Source organism: Granulicella rosea (assembly GCF_900188085.1).
In the GTDB taxonomy this organism is placed as follows: domain Bacteria; phylum Acidobacteriota; class Terriglobia; order Terriglobales; family Acidobacteriaceae; genus Edaphobacter; species Edaphobacter rosea.
In genome coordinates this window covers 112,376-123,248 of the sequence record NZ_FZOU01000011.1, presented here as the reverse complement: position 1 = coordinate 123,248, position 10,873 = coordinate 112,376, and the positions used below count along the sequence as shown (strand labels likewise).

Sequence of the window (10,873 nt, the reverse complement as noted above, 5' to 3'; positions counted from 1 at the left end):
CACACGCCGGTCGCGATGGAGAAGGGTCTGCGCTTCGCCATCCGTGAGGGTGGACGTACCGTCGGCGCGGGCACGATCTCCGAGATCATCAAGTAACGCTGCTAGTCTCTGGAAGAAAAGAGCGGCGAGGCAGGTTGCTCGCCGCTCTTTTCTTTCCGAATCCCGTCATTTCATGGGATAATAGGAAAAGTCGAGCGTGGCCTGACCGCTTCGATTTCGTTTTACATTCAGGATTTGGTAGCAGGGGCCATCCTCCCTGCGTCGCGGCGTGTGAGCCCTGAAGTGCATTCAAGGCGGAGCGCGCTGCTTGCCAGCCGAGGTGGCTGGCCACTTAGAAGTCTAGGAGAATCAACATGCGTGAGATCGTAACCCTGCAGTGCCCCGAGTGCAAGAACCGGAACTACTCCACCACGAAGAACAAGAAGACGACCACGGGCCGTCTGGAGTTCTCGAAGTTCTGCAACACGTGCCGCAAGCACACGGATCACAAGGAAACCAAGTAATCGAGCGCACTCCAGCCTGAGCGACGGCTGGAGGCTCCCTGGGGGAGTAAGCTCAACGGTTAAACTGTCGGTCTCCAAAACCGAACTTCTCGGTTCGAATCCGAGCTCCCCCGCCATTTCTATACCGTGCAGGACCCAGTAAAGATTTGAAGTTTGAGGCAGTGATGGCCAAGGCAATCGTAGCGGCAGACGAACAACAGAATTCGGGTATGGATCAGTTCAAGGCCGGCCCGGCTCGGCTTGCGGAGTTCCTGAAGGACGTTCGCGCCGAGATGCGCAAGGTCATCTCGCCCTCTCGCGAAGAGGTTCAGTCGACGACCATCGTCGTCATCGTCACCGTCTTCATCTTCGCCGCGTACTTCTGGCTGGTGGACAACATCATCGGTCACGGCGTCGATCTGCTCTTCAAGCACCTGGCGAAACACTAGCATTTTGCCCGCCTCTGGCGGCGGGCCAGCAGGGATTCAATACGATGTCCGAGAAAGATGTAACGATGGCGGCAGACGAGCAAATTCCGGCGGAACAGGTTCTCGATGCAGCGCCTGCGAACGAGAGCTTCAAGTGGTACATCATCCACGCGTACTCGGGCTTCGAGCGCAAGGTGAAGGAGTCGCTTGAGAGCCGCATCCGCGCCTATAATCTCGAGAACAAGATCGGACGCATCGAGATTCCGCTCGAGCCGACCAGCGAGGTTCGCAACGGCAAGAAGGTCACGATCGACCGTGTCTTCCTGCCGGGCTACGTCTTCGTCGAGATGGATCTCGACAACGATCTCTGGCACGTCATCAAAAATACCCCGCGCGTCACGGGCTTCCTCGGCACGGGCGACAAGCCGGTCGCGCTGACCGAGGCCGAGGTCTCGGGCATGTTGAACCGCACCGACGTCTCGAAGGAGTCGCCGACGCTCAAGATCAAGTTTGCCAAGGGCGAGCAGGTTCGGATCAACGAAGGACCGTTCGCCAACTTCAACGGCGCGGTGGACGACATCAACGAAGACAAGCAGACCCTTAAGGTCATGGTTACCATCTTCGGTCGTTCAACCCCGGTTGAGATCGAGTTTTCGAAGGTCGACAAGATGGAGCAGTAAGCTCCGGCGTCGATCTTCATGAGTAGCGAGCCGCCGCAAGGGCTTCTCGGAGCGCCACTCTACCGCATCAGCAGCACTAAAATTCCCGCGAAGCGTAGAGAACGCAAAGCGTAAAGAGAAGGAAACACCATGGCACCGAAGAAAGTTACAGGATACGTCAAGCTCCAGGTTATGGCCGGTAAGGCCACCCCCGCTCCCCCGATCGGCCCCGCGCTCGGTCAGGCTCAGGTCAACATCATGGAGTTCTGCAAGCAGTTCAACGATCGCACCAAGGATCCGTCGATGGCCGGCCTCACGATTCCGGTTGTCATCACGGTCTACGGCGACCGCACCTTCAGCTTCGTCACCAAGACCCCTCCCGCCGCTGTCCTTCTGCTGAAGGCTGCCGGCATCGAGAAGGGTTCGGGCACGCCGAACAAGGAGAAGAAGGGCAAGGTCACGGAGAAGCAGATTATCGAGATCGCGACCCGCAAGATGCCCGACCTGAACTCCACCACGGTTGAGGCTGCCGCGAAGAGCATCCGCGGTACGGCTCGCTCGATGGGTATCGAGATCGTCGCTTAGTTTTATCTTTCGGTTGTGGAACGAGCGGAACCTCCTCACGGAGGTTCCGCTTTTTCGTGTTTAATACGCAGTTTGGGCCGAGGGTAAGACAAGCAGCGGCGTCCTTCGCTCCTTTCGGCACCGCGAGCATTTTGGGTTGGGCCTGCGGCTAGGCGAAGAGCCTTTGTTGCGGCTGCTCGTGCGTCGCCGGTGGGCGGCGGTCCTGGCCTACATCTTTGGTGAGCAGGGCGTCGCTCGAACGGGGTCTGAGTCCGTGGCGGGAGCAGGCCTGGGCTACCAGCGTGGCGAGGCGCTCCCGGTAGGGCTTGTCGGCGAAGTCGCGTTCGGCGAAGCGTTCTTCGTGATCTTTCAGTAGCTGAGGGAAGTGCTCACGGACGAAGCTCAGGTAGGTAGGGCGTGAGCACGGCTTGAGAAAGAGCGGTTGCGCGGCGAAGAAGCTGGCGCCGACGGCCGCCGCGCGTTGGGCCATGGCGTCGATGGCCTCGGCGGTGTCGGTGATGCCGGGCAGCAGCGGCGAGCAGAGAATGCCTGCCGTCAGTCCGGCTTTGCGCAGGCGTTCGACGGTCTGGAAGCGCAGGTCCGGGCGCGGCGCGCGGGGTTCGAGGATGCGGGCGAGCGCGGCGTCCGGCGTGGTGATGGTCTGGTGGAGCACGAGGGTGTTGCGACGGGCGATCTCGGTCAGCAGGTCGATGTCGCGCGCGATCAGCGTCGATTTGGTGACGATGCCCAACCGATAGCCGGAACGGCGGGCGAAGACCTCAAGCAGGCTGCGCGTGATGCGGGCGCGTCGCTCGATGGGCTGGTACGGGTCGGTTGCGGTGCCGAGCGCGATCTCATCCGCAGGATCGATGCGGCGCAGCTCCTGTTCGAGCAGCCACGCGGCGTTTTCTTTCAGGAAGATCAGCCGTTCGAAGGCGTTCGGATCGCGAAAGTCGACCATCCCGCCGCCATCCTTCGGCTGGAGAAACTCGTGCGTATAGCGAGCGTAGCAGTAGCGGCAGGCGAACTCGCAGCCCCGGTATGGGTTGATGCTCCAGGCCATCCAGCGCAGGCGTTTGGACTCGCTGCGGTTGAGGATGCTCTTTACCTTCAATGTTTTGAACTCGATCAGATGGCCTTCGTCGGCGTGTTCGGCCTCGACAGCCATTCTGGCGAGACCTGTTGGGGGCGCGGGAAGAATGGGGAAGAGAGCGAGGGGAGAGTCCAACTCCGCGATGGCCTTCGCTGCGTTCGGGCGATTGTGGGGCGCCCGGTTAGAATTCGCTTTTTGTTCGCCCATGAAGAGACTATCCGCCTATCTGCGGTCGCGGTCAAGTCCTCTTTGAAAAACTTGTGTGGATCGGGGCGATGTTGCGTATATTCATGTCTGGATTTCCCTTACAAAACGGAGGCAAATGGATTGAAGAAGAAGATGCGGCTGGTGCCGCTGATTGGCGCGACGTACTTCATGGTGGCGGGCGGACCGTATGGCCTGGAAGACATCATCGGCAAGGCCGGGTATGAGCGCGCGCTCCTTCTTCTTCTGTTGATTCCCGTGGTCTGGAGCGTTCCGACCTCGCTGATGGTCGGCGAACTGGCGAGTGCGTTGCCCGAAGAGGGTGGCTACTACGCCTGGGTCCGGCGTGCGCTTGGCCCCTTCTGGGGCTTTCAGGAGGCGTGGCTTTCGATCGCAGCCAGCATCTTCGACATGGCGATCTATCCGGTGACCTTTGTGCTGTATCTGGGCCGGGTGGCGCCGTCGTGGACGGCGGGCAGCCGGGGCACGCTCTGGGCGCTGGCGGTGGTGGTGGGCTGCTCGCTGTGGAATCTGCGCGGCGCGCGCGCGGTCGGGCGCGGCGCGGTGCTGATGTTCTGCGCGCTGCTCTCGCCGTTCGTGGTGCTGGTCGGGGTGGGATTGTGGAAGGGCTGGCTGGCGCATCTGGCGACCGGCGGGTGGGGCTCGATGGCGAGACCCATCGCCGCGCCGGACATGGCGGGCGCGGTCTCGGTGTGTCTTTGGAACTACATGGGCTGGGACAACGCATCGACCGTCGCGCAGGAGGTCGAAGACCCGCAGCGAAGCTATCCGCGCGCGATGCTGAGCGCGGCGGCGCTGGTGGCGATCACGTACATTCTGCCGCTGGCGGCGGTGGCGCTGGCAGGCGTCGACCCGGGGCAGTTTTCGACCGGCGCGTGGGCGGATGCGGCGCAGCAGATTGGCGGGCGCAACTGGGGCTGGCTGCTGGCGCTGGCCGTCGTCGCGGGTGGTACGATCAGCGGCGCCGGCATGTTCAACGCGCTGATGATGAGCTACACGCGGGTTCCGTATGCGCTGGCGCTGGAGGGTCTGCTGCCGAAGTTTCTTACGCGGCGTACGGCGCAGGGCGTGCCGTGGGCGAGCGTGGGTCTGTGCGCGATTGCTTGGGGGCTGGCGCTGCGGCTGACGTTCGAGCGGCTGATCTCGATCGACTTGGTGCTCTACGGCGCCGCTCTGCTGCTGGAGTTTGTGGCTTTGGTGGTGCTGCGGGTGCGGGAGCCGGCGCTGTCTCGACCCTTCCGGGTGCCGGGCGGTCTGGTGGTTGCCGGTTTGGTGGGGGTCTGTCCGGCAGCGTTGATCGGCTTCGCGCTGTGGGCGGCTCGCGACGAGAAGGTGATGGGACTGCCGGCGCTGGTCTTTGCCGCGCTGGTGGCGTCGGCTGGGCCGCTGTTCTACCAGTTGGCGCGGCGGCTTCGCAAGCCGTAAAAGGGGAAGGCGATGTTGATCGGATACGGAGCGGTTGCACTCTTGCGAAAGTCGATTTCCGCAAGGGTGCAACTCGCGGTCTCTGTTGCGCACCGTACATAGCGTCCGGTCGCGACAGAGCTGGATGCGGGGATGTCTGGGCAGACGAACGACGGAGCCAAGGGATGATCCTGCAAACTCGGAGCAGATTGCTGGCGCCGATAGCTGCGTCTGTCTTCCTGGCAATCAACGGGCTGCTGGCGGTGGCTTTGCCGCTGCGGCTTGCGTGGCTTTCGACGCTTTGCATCGTATTGGCGGAGGCGGTTTCGATCGCCGGATGCCTGCTAATGACGCGGCGGACGGGCTACCCGGTCCTGCTGCTCTGGCGGTCGCTTGCGGCGTCGACGGCGATCCACATGGCTGGCATGTCGCTCGACCTGTGGGCGGCATTTACCGGCCGCGACACGGTGCAGGCGCCGGCCGCGCAGACCATGCTCTCCACGTTTTACGTTCTGCCGCTGCTGCTGGCCGCGTCCATGCAGTTTTCGCGGCGAACGTCCGAGTTGACTCAGCGTTCGCTGCGGCTGGAGCGTCCGCTGAATGTGGCGTTGTCGCTGGCCGCGGGTGTGATGTTCTCGGTGCTGGTCTTCTCGGTGGTGTCGACCAAGGGCACGGGCCAGGTGGAGGATCTCTACTTCCTCACCCACTTCTTCCTCGCGCTTGACGCCTTTGTCGCGCTTGCCATGACGATCCGCGCGTTTGGGACGACCGGGCCGCGGGAGGCCGCGTTCTTTAACATTGCGGCGATCTTTCTCTGGGTGGACGCGATTCTTCCGGGGATCCACAACTACATCCTCATCCGGCACGACTATGTCTGGCTCGACCTGCTGATTACCGCGCCGTATCTCGTGCTGGCCGTCCTGATCGCGGAGGAGTGGCGGCGTCCGGTTCGCCGCGCCAGACGCTCGCCGAACGCCGTTCGCCTGGTGCGCAGCGCCAGCCCGATCTTTCTCAGTCTCGGCCTGGTGCTGCTTGGGCTGGTGGTTTCGCGGCGGCATTTCTACGTCGGCAGCGGCGCGATCCTTCTGGCCGTCGTCTGCTACGGCGCGATGAGCATCCTGTCGCAGAGCCGCAGTCTGGAGATCGAAGAGAGCCTGATGATCGGCAAACGGGCGCTCGAGGAGCTGGTGGACATCGACGGCCTGACCCAGATCTCGAACCGGCGAGCCTTCGACGAACGCATCGCGCTGGAGCACCGGTCGGCACGGCGGAGGCTGCAGCCGCTTTCGTTGCTCATGATCGACGTGGATTACTTCAAGCAGTTGAACGACCACGCCGGGCATCTGGCGGGGGACCAATACCTGTACCGGCTGGCGCAGGCGCTGCGCCGGGCGCTGCCGCGGGCGGGAGACTTCGTGAGCCGTTACGGCGGCGAGGAGTTTGCCGCGCTGCTGCCGGCGACCGATCAGGAGGGCGCCGCGGCGGTCGCGCTGCGGCTGCACCGCGCCGTGGCGGAGCTGCATCTGCCGCATCCGGGGTCGCCGCTGGGGACGATCACGATCAGCATCGGCCACGCCACCTTCCAGCCGCCGTCCGGCGATGAACCGGCGGGGCTGATCCAGACGGCCGACGCCGCGCTTTATCGCGCCAAGCGCGAGGGACGCAACCGGACAGCCGCCGCGCCGGTCGAAGCCGCGCCCATCGGCAAGAGCGCCTGAGACGCGAAAAGGCCGCCCCGGAGTTCAAGAGCGGCGGGGCGGCCTTTGGCTTGCGGAGAGAAGCTATCCCTTCGGAACGGGCTTCTCTTCGGGGTTGGTCTTGTTGTCGATGAAGCGCTGCTGCGCCTCCTGCACCTTGTTGCGCGCGAAGGCGGCGTCGCGCCAGCCCTTGACCTCGACGCGCTTGCCCTCGAGATCCTTGTAGATCGAGAAGAAGTGCGTGATCTCCTTGAGCATGTGCGGGTAGATCTCGGAGAAGTTCCAGACATCCTTGTAACGCGGATTGCCCATGCCGACGCAGAGCACCTTCTCGTCGCCCAGACCCTGGTCCATCATCTCCAGCAGGCCGATGGGGCGAACCTCCATCACGCAGCCGGTGAAGCTGGGCGAATCGACCAGGACGAGCACATCGAGCGGGTCGCCGTCGTCGCCCAGCGTGCTGGGGATGAAGCCGTAGTCGCCCGGATAGTGGACCGGCGAGTACAGGTTGCGATCTAGGCGGAAGACGTGAAGATCCTTGTCGTACTCGTACTTATTGACGCCGTCTCCTGGAATCTCGATGACGACGTTGATGACCTCGGGCGACTTGGGCCCAACCGGCAACTCCATATAATTTGGCATAAAATCTGGCATCTCTTCTCGTGGTGGAAAGATTTTTGGTGCTTCCGAGCGACATTCATGGGGTTTAGAACCCGTGGCCTATAAGTCTCCGGGGCACCGGGCGATCATAGACGAGGGCGGCGTGCAGGTCCAGTTCTGAAGCAAGTCTATAATCAGAATCACAATGAAGGCACATGTCTATGTCACTTTAAAACGCACCGTGCTCGACGCGCAGGGCAAAACCGTCGCAGACGCCCTCCAGCGGATGAACTATAAGGGCGTCACCGACGTCCGTCAGGGCAAATACTTCTGCATCGAGTTGGAAGACAACAAGGATGTGGCCGCCATCCGCTGCGAGGTGGAACGCATCGCCAGCGAGGTGCTGGTGAACCCGGTCATCGAGGAGTACACCTTCCGGCTGGAGTCTTAGCTCTTCGCTTTTGCCTTTCTTGTTGTCATTCCCGAAGGGAATTCGCGTTTGCTTTAAAAAATCCAGCATCACGATGAGGCGAAGTTGATTCGTTGGTCGCTTATCTACGGCGTTCCCGCACTGCTGATGCTGGTGGTGTGGGCGGTCTACTTCACGGTCAACCGCGCGCGCAATAAAGAGATCGCGCCGTGGGTGAGCCTTCTGGCCATGGCGTCGGCGACGATTCCAGCGTTTGCCGGCGTCTACGCGCTGACGCACGTCTACGCCATGGCGAGCCGTGGGCCGACGGACTTCACCTTCGAACGCGTCTCGATGGTCTTCGGCCTGCTGGGTGTGGTGACGGGGATCGTGTGGGTCGTGCGGTCGCGGCAGTTCTGCTCGTGGGTCACGCTGAGCACGGCGGTGTGGATGTCCGTGGTTTGGGGCGCGATTCTGAAGATGCAGAACTGAAGTACCGCCCGCGACGCGCCGATAGAGGAATCAGAGGCGGTTGGACAAAAAGCCCGAACCTCTCACCCAGGCACACGCAACTCCCAAATTTAGCGTTACCGCCTAACCTTCGAACGGCCCCGGACACAATCGTCTCGGGGCTGTTTGGCTTGGCGCAGGTTCCTGCCTTGCATGAGAGCACGGTTTCCAAGGCTCCTGAAACTCGGTCCTGCTCAAGGGCACGGCTGAAGCCGTGCCGTTAACGAAACGAGCAGTCCAGATGAAAAATAGTCTCCGCTTTTCACCCCGGCGGCGCCGATACCCGCACTCCGCCTGACATCCAGCGTTGACGATGCTAGGCTCAAGGTTTGGGAGATTTGCACGCCTTGAGCCAAGAGATACAGCATTCTGCCGGCAGCAGCCGCTTCGTTCGCGCCTGCCTGCGCCAGCCCGTCGACCGCACCCCTGTCTGGTTTCTGCGCCAGGCCGGTCGCTATATGCCGGAGTATATGGCGGTCCGCAAGCATCACACGCTGCTCGACATCTGCCGCACGCCGGCGGTCGCGGCCGAGGTGACCATCACCGCAGCCGAGCGTCTGGGCGTCGACGCGGCCATCATCTTCGCCGATCTGCTGCTGCCGTTCACGCCCATGGGCGTCGACTTCGAGTTCGTCAACGGCGAGGGGCCGGTCGTCCATGCGCCGATCCGCAGCTTCGAGCAGGTGAAGGCGCTGCGCACCGACCGCGCCGACGAGCTGAACTACGTCGCCAAGTCGATCGAGAAGGTCGCGAAGCACTTCGCCGGGCCACGCACCGACGGCGACCAGCTTGGCATCATCGGCTTCTGCGGCGCGCCGTTCACGCTGGCGAGCTACATGATCGAGGGCGGAAGCTCGCGCAACTACATAGAAACAAAGAAGATGATGTATTCGGACGGCGCGGCCTGGGGCATGCTGATGGAGAAGCTCCTGACCGTGCTGGTGGCTTACGCGGCGCAGCAGGTCGAGGCCGGGGCGGACGTCATCCAGGTCTTCGATAGCTGGGCCGGGGCGCTTTCGGTCGCGGACTACCGCCAGTACTGCCTCGCGCCGACGACGGAGCTGGTGAAGCGTATCCAGGCGCTGGGCGTGCCGGTGATCTACTTTGGCGTGGATACGGCGTCGCTGCTGACGACGATGCGCGAGACCGGCGCCGATGTGCTGGGACTCGACTGGCGCGTGCCGCTCGACGAGGGTTGGCGTCTGGCCGGGCCGGGCTGCGCGGTGCAGGGAAATCTCGACCCCATCACACTCTTCGCGCCGCAGGATGTGCTGAAGGCCCGCGTCGAAGAGGTGCTGCGTCTGGCTGGCGGTAAGCCGGGTCACATCTTCAACCTCGGACACGGCATCGTGCCCGGTACGCCGGTGGACAACGTCATTCAGGTGGTGGAGTGGGTGAAGCAGCTCGGATAATCGAAGGGGAATCGCACGATGAGGCCGCCGTTGATAAAAGTCCTTTGGCAGACGACCGCTTTTCTCCTGCTTCTCGTGCCCGCCGGAGTCGCTCAGGATGCGAAGGGTAAATTCGATCCGGATCGAATTCGGAAGGAGGTCGCCCGCGTCGAGGCCCTCGTCAATCAAGGGATGACGGTGCGCGGAGTCGTTCTCGATCCGACAACGAGGCAGCCGGTGGCGGATGCAGTCGTCAGCTTCCAGCACCGGCCCCTGGGTGAAGGCCGTGGGACGCGGTCGGCTTCCGCCGCTGTGCAGGAGGTGCAGACCACGCGGCCGGATGGCAGCTTCGAGTTTTCGGGCATCCCGTGGGATTCGTATTACTTCGACGTCTCGAAGACAGGGTACGAGGGCGTCACCGACTGCGTGGTCACGAAATCCTGCTACCAGGTGGCGGTGACCGCGAGCGCTGAGGAGGTGCGATCCGGAAGGCCGATCCCGCCGATGGAGTTGAAATTCTACCTCGCGCCGGCCGGAGCGATACCCCGTTTCTCTCCGGATGCGCAGCTACTCGCCGCACGTCTGCGCGAACGTCGAACCGCCCATTCTCCAGGGAGCGGAGTGACGATTCAGGTCCACGTCGTCAAAGACATGATCGCCGGGTCTTCTTCCGGGCCAGCTCCCTGCGCAGACACGGGAATGGGGGAAATGGGAGGAATCGGCCTGGGACGACCGGTTCAGAGTACGCCTCCTCCTCCGCCGCCCCTGCTGTCGCCAGCACGACTTACGCTCAGCCTGGGGGAGCAGTTATTTCTGAGCCAGGGCGACTTCACCAACCGCCGATCGGCGATACCGTCTCGTCTGGTCAACCCCGAATCGCTGGAGTTCGCCGATCTCGACGCGGGAAGCTATCGCATTCTTATTCAAAAGAGGGCAGGAAGCTACGTCGATGCGATCACCGCCGGCGGCAGGGATCTGGAGCGGGAGCCCCTCGTCGTCGGTGAGGAAAAAAGGTTGCCGCCGGTTGAGATCCGGCTGCGCACCGACTGCGGCGGCATCCATCTCGTCAAGCCCTGGGCAAAGGACTTTCACGATCCCATCGGCATCCGCGAGCCGTACTATGCCGTGGTCGTTCCCCAGTCTTCGAGCGCAACGGTTCTGCAGCCTTATATGCTCGAGGATCTGCGCGGTTCGGAGTTCGTGGTCGGCGGCTTGAAGCCAGGCCACTACAAGGTCTACCTCGTCCACTACAAATTCCAACTCGAGATGGCGACCGCGAAGAATATCGAACGATTCGCGAAGCTGGCCGGCGACGTGCAGGTGAGGCCGAACGAGCGGGTCGATGTGAGGATCGATGGCGATCCGGCCTTCGACTATTGATCCCGTCAACCGAGCCCCGCATCCTCTTCGA

The 10,873-nt window shown here is 62.7% G+C and carries 13 protein-coding genes and 1 tRNA gene; 12 read left to right on the top strand and 2 right to left on the bottom strand.

Annotation, left to right across the window (positions count from 1 at the left end):
- The 6 genes from CHB87_RS20295 to rplK all read left to right on the top strand — a co-directional run.
- The coding region (locus CHB87_RS20295; protein WP_142988355.1) for an EF-Tu C-terminal domain-related protein at positions 1–96 on the top strand (96 nt) is incomplete at its 5' end.
- Between the two features lie 257 nt (positions 97–353).
- The gene (rpmG, locus tag CHB87_RS20290) at positions 354–503 is read left to right on the top strand and encodes a 50S ribosomal protein L33 (RefSeq protein WP_089410277.1); all 150 of its coding nucleotides are present in this window, start codon (positions 354–356) and stop codon (positions 501–503) included.
- 40 nt (positions 504–543) lie between these two features.
- A tRNA-Trp gene (locus tag CHB87_RS20285) sits at positions 544–619 on the top strand.
- 48 nt (positions 620–667) lie between these two features.
- Positions 668–931: a preprotein translocase subunit SecE gene (gene secE / locus CHB87_RS20280; protein ID WP_089410276.1), complete on the top strand. Its 264-nt coding sequence runs from the start codon at positions 668–670 to the stop codon at positions 929–931.
- Positions 932–975: 44 nt separating this feature from the next.
- A complete protein-coding gene (nusG, locus tag CHB87_RS20275) occupies positions 976–1,590 on the top strand; it encodes a transcription termination/antitermination protein NusG (protein WP_089410275.1) in 615 nt (204 codons plus the stop codon).
- A 129-nt stretch (positions 1,591–1,719) separates the two neighbouring features.
- Positions 1,720–2,154, top strand: coding sequence for a 50S ribosomal protein L11 (gene rplK / locus CHB87_RS20270; protein ID WP_089410274.1), 435 nt, complete (start codon positions 1,720–1,722; stop codon positions 2,152–2,154).
- A gap of 148 nt (positions 2,155–2,302) precedes the next feature.
- Here rplK and CHB87_RS20265 read toward each other — a convergent pair whose 3' ends face one another.
- Positions 2,303–3,433 carry an SPL family radical SAM protein gene (locus tag CHB87_RS20265; RefSeq protein ID WP_342743591.1) on the bottom strand — a complete coding sequence of 377 codons (1,131 nt, stop codon included), beginning with the start codon at positions 3,431–3,433 and terminating at the stop codon, positions 2,303–2,305.
- A gap of 120 nt (positions 3,434–3,553) precedes the next feature.
- Between CHB87_RS20265 and CHB87_RS20260 the strand changes: the two genes are divergently transcribed.
- Complete coding sequence (locus tag CHB87_RS20260; RefSeq protein ID WP_245818134.1) at positions 3,554–4,876, top strand: APC family permease; 1,323 nt, start codon at positions 3,554–3,556, stop codon at positions 4,874–4,876.
- Between the two features lie 164 nt (positions 4,877–5,040).
- Positions 5,041–6,573, top strand: coding sequence for a GGDEF domain-containing protein (locus CHB87_RS20255; RefSeq protein ID WP_089410273.1), 1,533 nt, complete (start codon positions 5,041–5,043; stop codon positions 6,571–6,573).
- A gap of 63 nt (positions 6,574–6,636) precedes the next feature.
- Here the strand turns inward: CHB87_RS20255 and CHB87_RS20250 are convergent, their stop codons facing one another.
- Positions 6,637–7,194, bottom strand: a complete 558-nt coding sequence (locus CHB87_RS20250; RefSeq protein WP_089410272.1) for an inorganic diphosphatase — start codon at positions 7,192–7,194, stop codon at positions 6,637–6,639.
- A gap of 163 nt (positions 7,195–7,357) precedes the next feature.
- On the opposite strand from CHB87_RS20250, the gene purS reads away from it, so the two are divergent.
- The 4 genes from purS to CHB87_RS20230 all read left to right on the top strand — a co-directional run bounded on the left by purS (position 7,358) and on the right by CHB87_RS20230 (position 10,842).
- Positions 7,358–7,603 (top strand): phosphoribosylformylglycinamidine synthase subunit PurS, encoded by a 246-nt coding sequence (gene purS, locus CHB87_RS20245; RefSeq protein ID WP_089410271.1) that lies wholly within the window; start codon positions 7,358–7,360, stop codon positions 7,601–7,603.
- 84 nt (positions 7,604–7,687) lie between these two features.
- Positions 7,688–8,053: a hypothetical protein gene (locus CHB87_RS20240; RefSeq protein ID WP_089410270.1), complete on the top strand. Its 366-nt coding sequence runs from the start codon at positions 7,688–7,690 to the stop codon at positions 8,051–8,053.
- 365 nt (positions 8,054–8,418) lie between these two features.
- A complete protein-coding gene (gene hemE / locus CHB87_RS20235) occupies positions 8,419–9,483 on the top strand; it encodes a uroporphyrinogen decarboxylase (protein ID WP_245818133.1) in 1,065 nt (354 codons plus the stop codon).
- Positions 9,484–9,513: 30 nt separating this feature from the next.
- Positions 9,514–10,842, top strand: a complete 1,329-nt coding sequence (locus CHB87_RS20230) for a carboxypeptidase-like regulatory domain-containing protein (protein ID WP_176441890.1) — start codon at positions 9,514–9,516, stop codon at positions 10,840–10,842.
- Positions 10,843–10,873: the final 31 nt, after the last annotated feature.